Genomic DNA, 15251 nt, shown 5'->3' with positions numbered 1-15251 from the left:
CTGTCAATATTCATAGTAAAGCCACATTAATTCGCTATATTTGAGAAATGTAGCATCCTATAAAATCTACTCTCCTAAAAAAAAACAAAAATGGAAACTAAAGAATTTATGATTACTGAAGATCTTTTAGCTTCTAAAGGACAACGATTTTTAAACTGTATAATCGATTTGTTTATTGTTTACTTACTTACAATGGGAATTGGTGCAGCCATAAATATACTGGGAGAACTAACTGGTAATTTTAAACTTTCTGAGTGGATAATATCCCTAACTCTAATTGAAAATATCATTTTTGGTCTGGTAGTTTTATTCTTTTATTACGCTATAATGGAAATGTATTTATCCAGAACATTTGGTAAATATTTTACCAAAACTTTAGTCGTAAAGCATAACGGCAATAAACCGAATATGAAAAGTGTAATTATTAGAACTTTAGTTCGAATGATTGCATTTGAAGCTTTTACTTTTCTTAATGATAATGGAAGAGGTTGGCACGATACATTATCAGTTACTTATGTGGTAAAGAAACATGAGTTTGCGGCAAAAATGAAACTTTAAGAAAAATAATATATAATTTTAAGCGCTATAGCTGTCATTTTTGGCAGCTTTTTTTATTTCCGCTGCTTACTTTTTCTTTATATTCGCTCCTTATAAATTCAGCATAATATATCCATCAAAAATGAACTGGGAACAACTTTTATCACTAAGAAGACAAGGCGACAAAGGCAAAAGATTACGTGTAGAACAAGATGACACACGTTTGGGTTTTGAAGTAGATTATGATCGAATCGTTTTTTCGGCAGCTTTTAGAAGTTTGCAGGACAAGACACAAGTCATTCCACTTTCTAAAACTGACTTTGTACACACGCGTTTGACGCACAGTTTAGAAGTTTCAGTTGTGGGACGTTCCTTAGGAAGGCTAGTTGGTAAAAAAATTATTGAAAAATATCCGCATCTTAAAGAAGTACATGGTTTTCACATGAATGACTTTGGAGCTATTGTAGCAGCAGCTTCTTTGGCACATGATATTGGAAATCCACCTTTTGGGCATTCTGGTGAAAAAGCAATAGGTGAATATTTCTCAATTGGGAACGGTCAAAAATACAAGGACCAAGTTTCTGATAAAGAATGGCAAGATTTAATAGATTTTGAAGGGAATGCAAATGGTTTCTCCGTTTTAACAGCCAGTCGTCCCGGAATTGAAGGCGGATTGCGAATTTCATACGCTACTTTAGGGGCTTTTATGAAATACCCAAAAGAAAGCTTGCCTAAAAAGCCAACGAAGAATATTGCAGATAAAAAATATGGTTTCTTTCAGACCGATAAAAACTTTTTTCAGGAAGTAGCCGCCGACATGGGTATGATTCCCAATAAATCAGGAGATGATATTGGTTACGAAAGACATCCTTTAGCTTATTTGGTAGAAGCAGCAGATGATATTTGTTACACCATCATAGATTTTGAAGACGGAATAAACTTAGGATTGGTATCTGAAGATTTTGCGTTAGAATATCTAATTAAATTAGTAAAGGACAGTATCGACACATCAAAATATAAAACACTAACCACGAAAGAGGATCGCATTAGTTATTTGCGTGCTTTGGCAATTGGCAGTTTAATTAATGATGCAGTGAGTGTTTTTGTAGCTAATGAGGAAGCAATCCTAAATGGTAAGTTCCCTTATTCGTTGATGGATAAAAGTAAATACAAAGTGCAGATGGATGATATTATTAAGATTAGCGTTAATAATATTTATCAGAGTAGAGAAGTAATAGAGAAAGAAATTGTAGGATATCAAATTATTCAAACTCTTTTAGATAAATTTATAACGGCTTATAATAATAGATTTAATGAAACGGAATCTAACTACGATTCCTTAATTTTAAAATTATTGCCTGAGAAACACCATTTAGAGAAAGAGAATGTTTACGAAAGATTGTTACACATTTGTCATTTTATTTCGATGCTTACAGATGGAAATGCACTTTTGTTTTACAAAACAATAACCGCTGTAAAAAACTAATAAATACTTTACTGTAACGATATAAAAAAGTCCTGATGAAAATCAGGACTTTTTTATTAAAAAACATATTCTAAACCAACACCTATGGCTTGCCTTATTTGGGTTCTTGGGCCTTGAGTGATTTGAATTCCTGCTACTTCTTTTTTAGATTTAATATCATCATCATAAATTACGTGAGCGCCTATGTTGGCTTTTACATATTGATTTACGACAAGCTCTATTTGCAAATCATAATCGATATCTACATTTCCAAAACGATTAATATAATCCGAATACAAACTCACTCGATTCTCTAATATTATATTTTTAAAAACTTCTTTTCGGTATTTTCCAGTGATTAGAAAACCAAGTTCCATTTTCGATTTTTTTCCTTCACTTATAAGATTTTTGTCTTGATCATAAGTAGCTTTATCAACCCCAAATGCACCTTGATTGGCCAAAGATTGGTCTAAAACCAAAGTAGTTTTGAAGGTAAATGGCGAAATATAAAAAGTTCTATTTTTTTCTACATTAATGTTTTCAGCACCAATTCCCATAAAAATATACGCTGGAGCAAATGGTTTCGATATGGCTCTATCGGTATTAGGATAAGCATAACCGTTGGTAAATTGCGTGTTAAAATTAAATTTAGCAGAATGAAACCAATTGGAGAGCGTGTCTTTTCGATATCCAAAAGTAGAGTTTAATTTCATGGCATCGTCTGTTTTCTTAAGACCTTGTCCGTCTTGCTTGTTTACACCGTATCTAAAAATTAACTCGTTAGACCAGTTGTAATTGCTTCTTCTGTAGTTTCTTATAAAATTCCCTTTTAATAAACCTGAAATCGAACTTGTTCCTCCTGCATTCCAATTAAAAAAAGCTACTTCGGAAATGTCAAAACCCAATGTGTTTTTTTTGTTCCAATACGTCAAAGGAATATAATGTGTTTTTGTTCTAATTTTAAAATACTTTATAGAAGGTTTAGCTACAATCAATTTTTTTGTAGCAGGTCGTAAGGTACCAAATAAATATACTTTTGTAGAGTCCTGAGAAAAACATTTTATAGAAAAAGTGCAGATAAAAAAGAGTAAAGTGTAGGTTAATAACTTCATTTGGGAGTGATTGTATTTAACGGCGCAAAATAAATATTTTAAAAGTTTGAAAAAAGTATTTCGAGACTTTTAACGTCTATTTTACAATATTGTTGCAATTCGGCTACATTTCCATGCTGAATAAATTCATCTGGAATGCCAAGAGTGGTAATTTGTGATGAATAATGGTTTGTTGAGGCAAATTCAAGAATTGCACTACCAAAACCTCCAATAACTGTCCCATCTTCAATTGTGATGATCGTTTTGAATTTTTTAAAGATAGAATGCAATTGATTTTCATCGAGTGGTTTTACAAAGGGAAAATCATAATGCGCTAGCTGTTCTGGATTTTTTGTTTTGGCAATAGCCAAAGTAACGTTGTTGGCAATAGTTCCGTTAGATAAAATAGCAATTTTAGAACCTTGCTTTAGACAGTCACTTTTACCAATTTCTATTGCTTGGTAATTTCCTTGATAATTTTTTTGCCAATCCGGAATTACGCCACGACCGCGCGGATATCGAATAGCAATAGGATGTTTTAATCCTAATTGGGCAGTGTATAATATATTTTGCAATTCAATTTCATTTCTTGGAGCGTAAACAATCATGTTTGGAATGCAACGCAAATAAGCGATGTCAAAAACGCCATGATGCGTAGCGCCATCTTCACCCACTAAACCCGCTCTGTCTAAACAAAAAATAACGGGTAAGTTTTGTAAAGCGACATCATGAATGACTTGATCATACGCTCTTTGTAAAAATGTAGAATAAATGTTGCAGTACACAATCATTCCTTGTGTAGCCATTCCGGCGGCAAGCGTGACAGCGTGTTGTTCTGCAATTCCTACATCAAAAGCGCGTTTTGGAAATTCCTTCATCATAAAATTTAAGGAACTTCCCGATGGCATTGCTGGAGTAATTCCAATTATTTTTTCGTTCTTTCGGGCTAAATCTAATACGGTCAATCCAAAAACATCTTGGTATTTTGGAGGAAGATTTTCCTCTGCTTTTATGTATATTTCACCAGTTGAAGCATCAAATTTGCCTGGCGCATGGTATTTTACCTGATCTTCTTCTGCTTGTTTTAGTCCTTTTCCTTTTGTGGTAATAACGTGAAGGAATTTAGGACCTTTTATTTTTTGTAAACGTTTTAATTCCTTGATTACGGCAAAAATATCATGGCCGTCAATGGGACCTGAATAATCAAAATTCAAGGATTTGATCATGTTATTCTGTCTCGGATTTTTTCCTTCTTTTACGGCAGTGAGATATTTTTTTAGGGCACCCACACTGGGATCAATTCCAATAGCATTATCATTTAAAATCACTAATAAATTAGCATCTGTAACTCCGGCATGATTCAATCCTTCAAAAGCCATTCCGGACGCAATTGATGCATCACCAATTACTGCAATATGTTGTTTCTCGAAATCTCCTTTCAAATTAGAAGCGATTGCCATTCCTAAAGCGGCAGAAATAGAAGTAGAAGAGTGGCCTACGCCAAAAGTATCGTAAATACTTTCGTCTCTTTTTGGGAAACCGGAAATCCCGCCTAATTGTCTGTTAGTGTGAAAATCATCTCTTCGACCAGTAAGTATTTTGTGTCCGTATGCTTGGTGACCCACATCCCAAACTAATAAATCATTTGGCGTGTCAAAAACATAATGCAAGGCGATAGTAAGTTCTACTACACCTAAACTGGCGCCTAGATGACCTTCTTTTACCGCTATGATATCGATGATAAAATTACGTAGTTCTCGCGCAACTTCAGGAAGCTGAGCCTCATCGATTAAGCGCAAATCGGATGGAGAATTTATGTTTTGGAGTAAGTTGTTTTTCATTAGAATATAAAAAGCGAATTTACGGTTTTAAATAATAAATTCCGCAAATTGTAAATTTACATTCTGTATTTGCAACCGCATTCGATTTTTCTATCCGTTTATTAACGGATTTTTTTTATAACTTTGAAATAAATTCAGTTACTATGAATGTAGAAATCCAACGCAGAAATATTGTGCACAGAATATTAGATATTGAAAATGTACAGTTATTAAATAAAATAGAAGATTTACTAAATAATGATATTTATGCTTATTCTACAAGTGGAGAGTCGTTAACTATAAATCAATATAAAAGTCACTTAAGTGAAATTATGAAGCTTTCGGATGCAGGAGAAGCAGGGTATTCATCTGAGGAAGCTCGAAAAAAAATCATTAAAAAGTGAAGCCGGTTATTTGGTCTCCAAATGCAATAGAATCTATTCGAAGTAGTTATAACTATATCTACACTAAAAGCCCGCAAAACGCGGATTTAGTTGTAGAAACCTTATTTGATTTAGGTGATAAGCTAAATTTATTCCCTGAAAAAAATCCAATAGAACCATTGTTTAATTCACAAGCAATTCGCTTTTTTCCGAAATGGAATTTCAAAATAGTGTACCGAATTGAAGAACATAGAATTTATATTTTAGATGTTTTTTCTACGTCACAAAATCCTAAAAACTACAATATATAGTTTAGAAAGCTATCGCTTATATCGTACTACGAATTAAACACTATGATAAATCCTTTTACCGACGAATATTTCATGAAAAAAGCTTTACAGGAAGCAGAAATGGCTTTTGATAAAGACGAAATTCCTGTAGGCGCTATTATAGTAATTGATAATAAAATTATCGCTCGAAGTCATAATTTGACTGAGTTACTAAATGATGTAACTGCTCATGCTGAAATGCAATCTATTACTGCGGCGGCTAATTTCTTGGGTGGAAAATATTTAATAGGATGTACACTTTATGTTACGCTTGAACCCTGTCAAATGTGTGCCGGTGCTTTGTACTGGAGCCAGATTTCTAAAATTGTGTATGGCGCTAGCGATGAAAATCGTGGTTTTGTAAAAATGGGAACAAAGCTGCATCCTAAAACTACTATTGTTTCTGGAATTTTAGCTGATGAAGCAGCTGATTTAATGAAACGCTTTTTTGCTCAAAAAAGAAAATAAAAACATTCCCATAGTAGTAAAAATAAGCAAAGCCCTTGAGATGAAAAATCAAGGGCTTTGTTTTTGCAATTATCTGAATTAATAATTATTACATGTCTATTGGCACCGCTCTGTTTCCTCGACCTTTACCATTTTTGCCTCCTGGAGGATTTTTCATTCCTGAAAAATCTTGTATTTTGTAGGTTAATGAGAAAATAGCATATCGCTTTAAAATTGTGTTTTCATCATCGCGTATTGTGGTTGCTGAGATTGTTCTGGTACTACTCTGATTTTGATTTAGTAAGTCATAGACTTTGACTTTTGCGATGAAATTTTTATCAAAAAAAGTATACGATAAACTGGTGTTCCAGAGATAAAAATCCTTTTTAAATTCAGACGAAAGTTTAGAGTTGTACGTATAACCAAAATCATTTCCCCACGTCCAATTGTTTGGCCAATAGCTAGTAGTTTGTATGTTTAATCGATGTACGACATTTGAACTTGATTTGGTCAGATAATTATCATATTGGGTTTCGTTATAAGAGAAATTATATGAAGGTGCTACTGTGAAAAATTCTCCGTAATCGTAGTTTGCATATACTCTAGGACTTATTCCTGTCGAGGTTGCGTCAAACAAAACACCGTCAGTAAAGCCTTTTGAAGTTGAAAAATTGGCATTCATTGAAATGCCGTATCGCAATAAATTAGCTTCTTGTTTGATCGATTTATTCCAACTTCCTCCTCCAGAAATAACATAAGTTCCGGATATGTTTTCGTAAGTAGTTGTTCTCTTCCTATTGGCATCGTAAACAGAGGACGATATAATTTCACTGCTGTAAAAGTCTGCATTAGCAAAAATAGAATATCCAGAACGCGTACGGAAATCAAAATTTCTATAATTAATATTCGCACTGTGCTTTTCGTTTGGTTTTAAATCAGGGTTACCAATGACCGTATTCAGCGGATTAGAAAGATTAACAACAGGAAGTAATTGATTGGAAGACGGTAATGAAACCGAGTAATTATATCTCGTTGTAAGTGCTTTTGAGCGATCGAATTTATATCTTACTTGTCCGCTAACATTGGGTAAAATGTATTTTTTGTTTAGATCGGTTGCTTGGTTTAAATAATTAGAATAATTGTCATATTGAACAATAGAAGAGGACGAATTAATATCGACTGTGAAATTATTTTTTTCAAATCGAATTCCAGCTTTTGGAATAATACTATTTTGTTTTGAATAAGTATAATTAGATTGTAAGTCATTCAAGTCAGAATACGATTCATTTAAAGAATTAAAATTATAGGTTCGAACTTCGTTAGCTGTAGTGCTGAAATTATACGCGAGTCCTATTCTAAAACGCAATGAATCGGTTACGGGTTCTGTGTATTCTATTTCCGCAGCATAGGAATCGCTTGAACTGTCAGAAATGGTGTTTTGATTTCTATTGTCAGTTGTCTGAGTCGCATAATAGGTTGTCTCCGATTGGGTTAATTCGTTGCTATTTGATTTAGAGTTGTTATTGTTGAATACGATACTCAAATTTCTGGCTTTCTTTACAAATGTTTTATTGAAATTAATCGCGTTCTGGAAATTATTAGAATCGTTTTGAGTGCTTGATTTCGATTTCGAGTCATTGGTCAATGTCCCATTCTCATCTGTAGAATTGCTTCTTGAATCGGAATAACTATCGGATTTAGTACTAGAAAACTTTGGCGCAGCAAATATTTGGATACCTGGAATTGCTTTATACTCTAATTCAACACCCGCTTTATGACTCGTGTTATCATTTTTTGTTTTCGATTCCGATTCCGTTGTAAAATTTCCTGTAGGTAAGAAATTAATTGCTTTGGATTTGTATAAATTATCGGTTTCTGTATTCGAAAAATTATAATTAGCCGAGGTTTGTAAACCGTTGATCCATTCATCCGAATAGTTTAATCCTAATAAGTTTGATTTGGTAATTCCTTTTGCTCCATTTTTTGAGGTATTTCCTCTAGCGTTTCTGCCTCCTCCCATATTATCAAAAACCTCATCCATAGAGAAGCCTGGAGCATTAATGTTATTTGAAGATCCTAAAAGGCTTATTTTTCTATTATTGTCAAATAAATTGACAATAAAACTAGATTCGTATCGATCATCGGTACCATAACCGCCTAGGAATTTACCAAAATAGCCTTTGTTTTTTTCTTTGTCAATTGTTAAATTAATGCTGGCATTATCTGAGCTTGAAGCTGATTTTGTATATTCTTCTTTTTTTGTTTTATAGTCGGAAACCTGAACTTTGTTAATGATATCTGCGGGCAAATTTTTTAAAGCCATCACTCCATCGCGATCAAAAAATGGTTTTCCGTTGACCAATACTTGATTTACTTCTTTTCCGTTAACGGTAATTTTGCCATCACTGTCTACTTCAAAACCAGGTAAATGTTTGAGTAAAGTCTCTACATTTGAGTCCGGGCGAACTTTGAATAAAGAAGCTTTAAACTCAATAGTATCATTTTTTACGCGTATCGGAGGTTCTTCAGTAATAATTGTCACACCAGAAAGCATATTTGCCGATTCCGGAAGCGCAATAGTATTAAAATCTCTGTTGCCGTTAATTTCCGGAACAAGTTCTTTATGTGTTTCAAAACCCATATAGGTTACTTTTAGAAAAACAGGCTTTTCTTGTTTTTTTACACTTAGTATAAAATCACCATTTTTGTCGGTAAGGGTATATTCTAACATCGTAGAATCTTTTACAGTAGTGAAATAAACCGTAGCTGATTCTAATGGGAATTTGTCATTTGCACCGATTACCTTCCCTTTGATAGTGTATTTTTCCTGAGCGTTTGAGAATAAAGAACAAAGTAAAAAAAATAAAATTGCGTAGGATTTTGACATAATGCAAGAGTTAATTCTCATTAAGATATCAAATAACAAGAAAGGTTTAATGAGAATTAAGTATCAATCAAAAAAAATCCTCGAAAAACAGCTGGTTTTGCGAGGATCAATATTATATTGGCATCAATATTAATTTTTTTTGGATTCTTTTTTAGCTTCTTTTTGTTTTATTTTTAATTCCTTTTCTTCTTTTTTTAATTCCTTTTCTTCCTCTTGTTTTTTTGTGAGAGCTTCTCTATCTACTCTTAATTTTTCGATCTCAGCTTCATATGTTTTTATTTTTGTTTCCGAAGTTTCTAGTTTTGTTTTAGCTTTAGTTATTTTTTCTTCTGTTTTAGTAATGTTTTTGGCTAATTTATTATCGTCTGAAGTTTTTAGATTGTTTTTAGTGATTTCTAAATTGGCTTTTTCTTCAGTAAGTTGTATTATTTTTTGCTCTAGTTTTTTAGTTTTTCGTTGCTCTTTACTCAGTTTAATTTCTGCTGTTTGAGTGTTATTTCTGTTATGTTGTAATATAAGTTGCTGTTGTTGTATTTGCATATACATCAGGTTTTGCTGTCTTGTCATTTGAACCGCCGCATTCATTTGTCTTTGAGCACTAGAATATTGTGCGTTTGTTGCAAGAGTACTTAAAAGTGCTATTATTGTAATTAATAGAAGTTTCATAATTTAGATTTTTTTATAAGCCTCAAATATAAAGGAATATAAAAGTATAATTGTCATTAAGATTTATTTTTTTGTAGGAATTAACAGTGGGTTGCATAAGTGATAGCAGCGGCATCCTTTTGTGAAGCTTTAGCGGAACAAAAGATACAGCGAATAGCCCGACCCGAAGTTTTTACGCAGGGAATGCCCAAAAACAAGAAATCATCAATAGATATAAATCTGAAATTCACTGCTAAAACTTATACAATTAATGTCCTGTAGTTTTTGAAAAAACATTGATTATGATAACGCCAATTAAAATTAGCGATAATCCGATGATTGCGGGTAAATCTGGAATTTGTTTAAAAAAAACAGCACCAATTATAGTAATTAAAACAATTCCAACTCCAGACCAGATTGCATAAGCAATTCCTATTGGAATGGTTCTTATGGCAAAACTCAAAAAGTAAAAGGCACCACAATAACCTACAATTGTAATGATACTTGGAATTAACTTACTGAATTCTTCAGATTTTTTTAGTGCTGAGGTTGCAATAATCTCAAAGAGAATAGCAATGCCTAAAAATAAAAAGTTTTTCATAAAATACGCTTATTTGTTTCTGTAGTGCAAAAAATAGAAACCCTTACATTCAAACTGAATTTAGCTCAGTTTAATGTAAGGGTTTAAATCTAAAATAAAATTCCTCCTTTGTCGGAAAGACAAATCGGACTAGTATCTGTAATATTCTGGTTTGAATGGACCTGAAACTTCTACACCAATGTAAGCCGCTTGATCGTCACGTAATGTTTCTAATTCAACTCCTAATTTAGCCAAGTGTAAAGCTGCCACTTTTTCATCTAAATGTTTTGGTAACATATACACGTCATTATTGTATGCCGCGCTGTTTTTCCACAATTCGATTTGAGCTAAAGTTTGGTTTGTAAAAGAGTTACTCATTACAAAACTTGGGTGACCTGTAGCGCAACCTAAGTTTACCAAACGACCTTCAGCAAGGATAAGGATATCTTTTCCTGCGATAGTATATTTGTCTACTTGTGGTTTGATTTCAACTTTAGACGCTCCGTGAGTTTTGTTCAACCAAGCCATGTCGATTTCGTTATCAAAGTGTCCGATGTTACAAACGATCGTTTTATCTTTCATTTGTTCAAAGTGTGAACCAAGAACGATGTCTTTATTTCCAGTTGTTGTAATGATGATATCAGCATTTGCAACAACAGTATTTAATTTTTTAACTTCAAAACCGTCCATTGCCGCTTGTAAAGCACAAATTGGGTCAATTTCAGTAACGGTTACAATAGATCCTGCACCTCTAAAAGAAGCTGCAGTTCCTTTTCCTACGTCACCGTATCCGCAAACAACAACTCTTTTTCCAGCAAGCATAATGTCAGTTGCACGACGAACTGCATCAACTGCAGATTCTTTACAACCGTATTTGTTGTCAAATTTCGATTTAGTAACCGAGTCATTAACATTGATTGCAGGCATTGGCAATGTTCCCGCTTTTACTCTTTCGTAAAGTCTATGAACTCCAGTTGTAGTTTCTTCAGACAATCCTTTGATTCCAGCCACTAAATGTGGGTAACGATCAATAACCATGTTGGTTAAATCTCCACCGTCATCCAAAATCATGTTCAATGGTTTTCTATCTTCACCAAAGAATAAGGTTTGCTCAATACACCAGTCAAAATCCTCTTCATTCAAACCTTTCCAAGCGTAAACTTGAATTCCAGCAGCAGCAATTGCAGCAGCAGCTTGATCTTGCGTAGAGAAAATGTTACAAGAAGACCAAGTAACCTCAGCTCCAAGAGCGATTAATGTTTCGATTAAAACCGCAGTTTGAATAGTCATGTGCAAACATCCTGCAATACGAGAACCTGCAAGCGGTTGTTCGTCTTTATATTCAGCACGAAGTGCCATTAAACCTGGCATTTCAGCTTCAGCTAGTTCAATTTCTTTTCTTCCCCAAGCCGCTAGAGAAATGTCTTTTACTTTGAAAGCCACAAAAGGCATAGTTGTAGTACTCATTTATAGTATATTTGTAATGTAAATTTTTGCAAAATTACGCAATAAAGTTATGACTTTAAAAGGATTCCTAAATATTTATGAATTGTTTAATTTTGTAATCTTTTAAAAATCAGTAAAATAATTTTTTTAAACTGAATTATTTTTAGTTTAAGGAGCTATTTCCCGCTTTGCACTGTATCTTTTATAATAGTAGTCTTCCAGCCTTTCGAAGGCTGGAAGACTACTATTATAAAAGGATGTCGCTTCAATCGGGGCTAGGGATCACGATACTAACATGCCATTATTCAAGACAATACCCTTTAATTCAACAACACAAATTCTAGTTTGGAAGATTACAGAATCTTACCAAGAACTTTTGGATACCGTAGTTTTAAACGAAAAAAACAGCATCCGATTAGCCGGAATGAAATCACCATTGCACCAACGCGCTTTTCTCAGCGTGCGCAAATTATTTCATTTTGCCGGTTATACCGATTTTGATCTGTACTATGATGAATTTGGAAAACCACATCTTAAAGATGGCAAGCACATTTCAATCACGCATTCACATGAGTTTTCTGCAATTATTCTAAGCGACGAAACCGTGGGAATCGACATGGAACTACAGCGTGATAAAATCATAAAAATAGCCGATAAATTCTGCGATTCGGAATTTCAGTATTTAATCGATAATGAAGAGTATATTCGGAAATTAACCGTGATTTGGGGTGCTAAAGAAGCTATTTTTAAAATCAGAAACGAAAAAGGAATCAGTTTCAAAAATCATATTAAAGTCAATGCTTTTGAATTAGAAACTAAAGAAGCTATTTCTGAATTGCATTTTGATCGCTTAATCAAAAATTTCAAAATCTATTTTGAGGAAATAGAAGGTTTTACTTTGGTATATGCGTTTCAACTAAATGTTTAAAATAGTTACGTAGCGTTTTTTGCCGCAAAGACACAAAGTCACAACTTCTTTTAGTTTTACAAATCAAGATAATCCTAAATTTAGTGACTTTGAGACTTCGAGGAATTGCTTTTAAGTGGTCTTTAGTTTTTTTTGCCACAAAGGCACAAAGACGCAAAAAAATATTCTTTACGTTTTATAAATCAAAATAATCAAATGCTTCGTGTCTTTGTGCCTTGGCGGCGTTATTTTTAAGTATTCTTCAGTTTGTTTTTACCACATAAGCACAAATACGTAAAAAAAATATTCTTTACGTTTTTATAAACCAAAATAATCAAAAGCTTAGTGACTTTGAGTCTTGGCGGCATTATTTTTAAGTAGTCTTTAGTTTGTTTTCGCCACAAAGGCACAAAGGCGCAAAAAAAAAATATTCTTTACTTTTTAATAAATCAAAATAATCAAAAGCTTCGTGTCTTTGTGACTTCGTGGCATTTTTTTTAAGTAATCTCAAATTGAAAGCATTTACACTTTTCTGCGACTCTCAAAAATATTCATAAAAAGAAAAGTACTCATTTTCTGCGCTCTACGTTTTAGAACATCGGCATTTTCGCCTACAAACAATTCATCAATAGTAGCAAACCATATATTTAACCAAATACCAAAGGTGTTTGACGTAATCTGCTGGTTGAATTTCTTATCTACTGCGTTATGCGCTACGATTGGGTTTCCAGTAAATTTTCGAGTACCAAATATATTCATTTCCCAAAAATCGGTCAACTTTTCTAGATGTTCTTCCCAGTTGGTAATGGTTTCATTAAAGAAAAAACCGATTTCCTGATCCGCTCTTATTTTTTCGTAAAAAGTGCTAACTAACAGTTTTAGATCTTCTCGGTTTTCAATTTCTTTTATCATCGGATAATTAAGGTGTTCATTAAAATAAAGAAAATACTTGAAATAACGCTGATGATAGTCAAGTTAAAAATTACTTTATGTTTCATCTGGGCTAAAATTGACGTATTAACAAGCATGCAAATTAATACAATAATTGCCAATTGTCCCATTTGCAAAATACTTGTTCCGTTTCTTAGGATATTCATTGCAGCAGCTGAACCTAAACAACTTTGTCCAATAACGATTAAAGTTGCAAAACCAATAAAATTGTTGTTGAAATCAGCGAGTGTTTTTTGATATAGTGACATGATAGTTAAATTTTTTGTTATTACAAATTTACAGACACATCAATATGTTTATTTATGACCTATATCATAAACCAGAAAATCAACGATATACTTTTCTATTAATGATTTTTAGTTCTCCTTTTTTTTCTAATGTTTTGATGGTTCGTATTACAGTTTCTACGCGAAGTCCCGTTAAATCGCCCATTTGTTGTCGGGTTAAATCAATATGGAAACCATTATTTTCTTTTTTAAAATTAAAATAAGTAATCGAATAATCAAATAATTGCAAAAGGCGGTGTTCTGAATCTTGAGTAGAAATCTCAGCAGCCATTACCGATTTATAATGCAAACGTTGCGCTAAATTTTCAATCATAATAATAGAAACTTCGGGGTTTTCAGCCATTAGTTGAAGAAAGTTAGCTTTAGAAACACAGATTAATTCAGCTTCTTCGACTGCTTCAGCATTTGCGGGATACGTTCTTTCTAAAAACAAAGGAGGTTCACCAAAACATTGATTTACAGTAAAAAAACCTTGAATAAATTCCCGACCTTCATCGTTAAAATTGTTCATTTTTACCGAGCCAGAAATGATTTGGTAATAATGTGTGGCTAATTTATCCTTCTCGAAAATGATTTCTGATTTTTTATAAAGGCGTCTAAAAGCCCCATATTTTTCTAAAATTTCTATTTTTATCATACAGTTGTTATTCTCGCATTTTTGATTCCTAAAACTAAGATAAGTTTTCTTAAAGTTTGGCTCACTTTCAAAAAAACGCATACTTTTACGTTTATTATGAAAAATAAAGATAAGGATATATATGGTCAAATACTTTTGGCAAGATCAGAGAATCGCAAATTATTAGCGATTTTACTGGATCCTGATAAAATAGTTTTAGAAAATATAAAAGAATTGATTCTGAAAATCAATCAGTCACCGGCGACTCATATTTTTATTGGAGGAAGTCTTGTCGAAAATAATATTCTTGACGAATTGATTTTAAAAATTAAACTGAACTGTAATTTGCCCATTGTTTTATTCCCCGGAAACCCATCGCAAATTTCCAGTCATGCCGATGGAATTTTGTTTCTTTCTTTACTCTCTGGACGAAACCCAGATTATTTGATATCCCATCAAGTAAAAGCAGCTCCGCTATTAAAGAAAACCCAACTCGAAATTATATCTACAGGCTATATTTTAATAGAAAGCGGAAGCGAAACAGCGGTAGAACGCGTGAGTAAAACCAAACCAATTGATAGAGAAAATATAGATAAGGCTTTGGCAACAGCTCAAGCGGGAGAAATGTTAGGTAATAAATTGGTCTATCTAGAAGCAGGAAGTGGTGCGAAATATCCCGTTCCTTTAGAAATGATAACAACAGTTTCTAGAAATATAGGAATACCATTAATTGTTGGTGGCGGAATTGTATGTTTGCAAGGAATTCAAAATGCTTATGATGCGGGAGCTGATTTAGTAGTTATTGGAACCGCTTTTGAAAATAATGTAGCGTTTTTTAACCCAACAAAATAATAGAATAG

General features: G+C 33.1%; 16 protein-coding genes. 7 read left to right on the top strand and 9 right to left on the bottom strand.

The genetic code is table 11. The features are described from left to right. Positions 1 to 90 precede the first annotated feature (90 nt). Together J3S90_RS03360 and J3S90_RS03355 are read left to right on the top strand one after the other, a co-directional pair. The gene (locus J3S90_RS03360) at positions 91 to 558 is read left to right on the top strand and encodes an RDD family protein (protein ID WP_188048956.1); all 468 of its coding nucleotides are present in this window, start codon (positions 91 to 93) and stop codon (positions 556 to 558) included. Between the two features lie 121 nt (positions 559 to 679). Beyond that, complete coding sequence (locus J3S90_RS03355) at positions 680 to 2023, top strand: deoxyguanosinetriphosphate triphosphohydrolase (protein ID WP_210644728.1); 1344 nt, start codon at positions 680 to 682, stop codon at positions 2021 to 2023. Between the two features lie 56 nt (positions 2024 to 2079). On the opposite strand, the gene J3S90_RS03350 is transcribed toward J3S90_RS03355, so the two are convergent. Then, on the bottom strand, positions 2080 to 3114 hold the full coding sequence (locus J3S90_RS03350) for a DUF3078 domain-containing protein (protein ID WP_210644726.1): 1035 nt from the start codon (positions 3112 to 3114) through the stop codon (positions 2080 to 2082). Between the two features lie 38 nt (positions 3115 to 3152). Further along, positions 3153 to 4934: a 1-deoxy-D-xylulose-5-phosphate synthase gene (locus tag J3S90_RS03345; RefSeq protein WP_210644723.1), complete on the bottom strand. Its 1782-nt coding sequence runs from the start codon at positions 4932 to 4934 to the stop codon at positions 3153 to 3155. A 143-nt stretch (positions 4935 to 5077) separates the two neighbouring features. Between J3S90_RS03345 and J3S90_RS03340 the strand changes: the two genes are divergently transcribed. The 3 genes from J3S90_RS03340 to J3S90_RS03330 are packed head-to-tail and all read left to right on the top strand — an operon-like array spanning position 5078 to position 6093. Then, a complete protein-coding gene (locus tag J3S90_RS03340; protein ID WP_210644721.1) occupies positions 5078 to 5317 on the top strand; it encodes a hypothetical protein in 240 nt (79 codons plus the stop codon). Beyond that, complete coding sequence (locus tag J3S90_RS03335) at positions 5314 to 5607, top strand: type II toxin-antitoxin system RelE/ParE family toxin (RefSeq protein WP_210644719.1); 294 nt, start codon at positions 5314 to 5316, stop codon at positions 5605 to 5607. The genes J3S90_RS03340 and J3S90_RS03335 overlap by 4 nt, the downstream gene beginning before the upstream one ends. A 42-nt stretch (positions 5608 to 5649) precedes the next feature. After that, positions 5650 to 6093, top strand: coding sequence for a nucleoside deaminase (locus J3S90_RS03330; RefSeq protein WP_188048951.1), 444 nt, complete (start codon positions 5650 to 5652; stop codon positions 6091 to 6093). 88 nt (positions 6094 to 6181) lie between these two features. On the opposite strand, the gene J3S90_RS03325 is transcribed toward J3S90_RS03330, so the two are convergent. The 4 genes from J3S90_RS03325 to ahcY all read right to left on the bottom strand — a co-directional run bounded on the left by J3S90_RS03325 (position 6182) and on the right by ahcY (position 11651). Then, complete coding sequence (locus tag J3S90_RS03325; protein WP_210644717.1) at positions 6182 to 8959, bottom strand: outer membrane beta-barrel protein; 2778 nt, start codon at positions 8957 to 8959, stop codon at positions 6182 to 6184. Between the two features lie 129 nt (positions 8960 to 9088). Continuing rightward, positions 9089 to 9625: a hypothetical protein gene (locus J3S90_RS03320; protein ID WP_210644715.1), complete on the bottom strand. Its 537-nt coding sequence runs from the start codon at positions 9623 to 9625 to the stop codon at positions 9089 to 9091. Between the two features lie 247 nt (positions 9626 to 9872). Continuing rightward, complete coding sequence (locus J3S90_RS03315) at positions 9873 to 10205, bottom strand: DMT family transporter (protein WP_210644713.1); 333 nt, start codon at positions 10203 to 10205, stop codon at positions 9873 to 9875. A 129-nt stretch (positions 10206 to 10334) separates the two neighbouring features. Next, positions 10335 to 11651, bottom strand: coding sequence for an adenosylhomocysteinase (ahcY, locus tag J3S90_RS03310; RefSeq protein ID WP_188048947.1), 1317 nt, complete (start codon positions 11649 to 11651; stop codon positions 10335 to 10337). Positions 11652 to 11925: 274 nt separating this feature from the next. Here ahcY and J3S90_RS03305 point away from each other — a divergent pair, with 274 nt between their 5' ends. Beyond that, on the top strand, positions 11926 to 12558 hold the full coding sequence (locus J3S90_RS03305; protein ID WP_210644711.1) for a 4'-phosphopantetheinyl transferase family protein: 633 nt from the start codon (positions 11926 to 11928) through the stop codon (positions 12556 to 12558). Between the two features lie 501 nt (positions 12559 to 13059). Here J3S90_RS03305 and J3S90_RS03300 read toward each other — a convergent pair. The 3 genes from J3S90_RS03300 to J3S90_RS03290 all read right to left on the bottom strand — a co-directional run bounded on the left by J3S90_RS03300 (position 13060) and on the right by J3S90_RS03290 (position 14412). Then, entirely contained in the window at positions 13060 to 13449 is a 390-nt protein-coding gene (locus J3S90_RS03300) for a group III truncated hemoglobin (RefSeq protein WP_210644709.1), read from the bottom strand. After that, complete coding sequence (locus J3S90_RS03295; RefSeq protein WP_188048944.1) at positions 13446 to 13736, bottom strand: hypothetical protein; 291 nt, start codon at positions 13734 to 13736, stop codon at positions 13446 to 13448. Before J3S90_RS03295 ends, J3S90_RS03300 begins: the two co-directional genes overlap by 4 nt. Positions 13737 to 13815: 79 nt before the next feature. After that, positions 13816 to 14412 (bottom strand): Crp/Fnr family transcriptional regulator, encoded by a 597-nt coding sequence (locus tag J3S90_RS03290; RefSeq protein ID WP_188048943.1) that lies wholly within the window; start codon positions 14410 to 14412, stop codon positions 13816 to 13818. Between the two features lie 96 nt (positions 14413 to 14508). Here J3S90_RS03290 and J3S90_RS03285 point away from each other — a divergent pair, with 96 nt between their 5' ends. Further along, positions 14509 to 15243 carry a geranylgeranylglyceryl/heptaprenylglyceryl phosphate synthase gene (locus tag J3S90_RS03285; RefSeq protein WP_210644707.1) on the top strand — a complete coding sequence of 245 codons (735 nt, stop codon included), beginning with the start codon at positions 14509 to 14511 and terminating at the stop codon, positions 15241 to 15243. Positions 15244 to 15251: the final 8 nt, after the last annotated feature.

Source organism: Flavobacterium flabelliforme, from assembly GCF_017948675.1.
In the GTDB taxonomy this organism is placed as follows: domain Bacteria; phylum Bacteroidota; class Bacteroidia; order Flavobacteriales; family Flavobacteriaceae; genus Flavobacterium; species Flavobacterium pygoscelis.
Note: the sequence above shows the minus strand (reverse complement) of the source record. Positions and strands in the feature narration are given on the sequence as shown.

Excerpts from the sequence above, each read along its gene's own strand:
- J3S90_RS03360 (WP_188048956.1), top strand. The coding sequence starts at position 91 with ATGGAAACTAAAGAATTTATGATTACTGAAGATCTTTTAGCTTCTAAA.
- J3S90_RS03315 (WP_210644713.1), bottom strand. The coding sequence starts at position 10,205 with ATGAAAAACTTTTTATTTTTAGGCATTGCTATTCTCTTTGAGATTATT.
- J3S90_RS03340 (WP_210644721.1), top strand. The coding sequence starts at position 5,078 with ATGAATGTAGAAATCCAACGCAGAAATATTGTGCACAGAATATTAGAT.
- J3S90_RS03345 (WP_210644723.1), bottom strand. The coding sequence starts at position 4,934 with ATGAAAAACAACTTACTCCAAAACATAAATTCTCCATCCGATTTGCGC.
- ahcY (WP_188048947.1), bottom strand. The coding sequence starts at position 11,651 with ATGAGTACTACAACTATGCCTTTTGTGGCTTTCAAAGTAAAAGACATT.
- J3S90_RS03330 (WP_188048951.1), top strand. The coding sequence starts at position 5,650 with ATGATAAATCCTTTTACCGACGAATATTTCATGAAAAAAGCTTTACAG.
- J3S90_RS03305 (WP_210644711.1), top strand. The coding sequence starts at position 11,926 with ATGCCATTATTCAAGACAATACCCTTTAATTCAACAACACAAATTCTA.
- J3S90_RS03320 (WP_210644715.1), bottom strand. The coding sequence starts at position 9,625 with ATGAAACTTCTATTAATTACAATAATAGCACTTTTAAGTACTCTTGCA.
- J3S90_RS03290 (WP_188048943.1), bottom strand. The coding sequence starts at position 14,412 with ATGATAAAAATAGAAATTTTAGAAAAATATGGGGCTTTTAGACGCCTT.
- J3S90_RS03325 (WP_210644717.1), bottom strand. The coding sequence starts at position 8,959 with ATGTCAAAATCCTACGCAATTTTATTTTTTTTACTTTGTTCTTTATTC.
- J3S90_RS03355 (WP_210644728.1), top strand. The coding sequence starts at position 680 with ATGAACTGGGAACAACTTTTATCACTAAGAAGACAAGGCGACAAAGGC.
- J3S90_RS03285 (WP_210644707.1), top strand. The coding sequence starts at position 14,509 with ATGAAAAATAAAGATAAGGATATATATGGTCAAATACTTTTGGCAAGA.
- J3S90_RS03300 (WP_210644709.1), bottom strand. The coding sequence starts at position 13,449 with ATGATAAAAGAAATTGAAAACCGAGAAGATCTAAAACTGTTAGTTAGC.
- J3S90_RS03350 (WP_210644726.1), bottom strand. The coding sequence starts at position 3,114 with ATGAAGTTATTAACCTACACTTTACTCTTTTTTATCTGCACTTTTTCT.
- J3S90_RS03295 (WP_188048944.1), bottom strand. The coding sequence starts at position 13,736 with ATGTCACTATATCAAAAAACACTCGCTGATTTCAACAACAATTTTATT.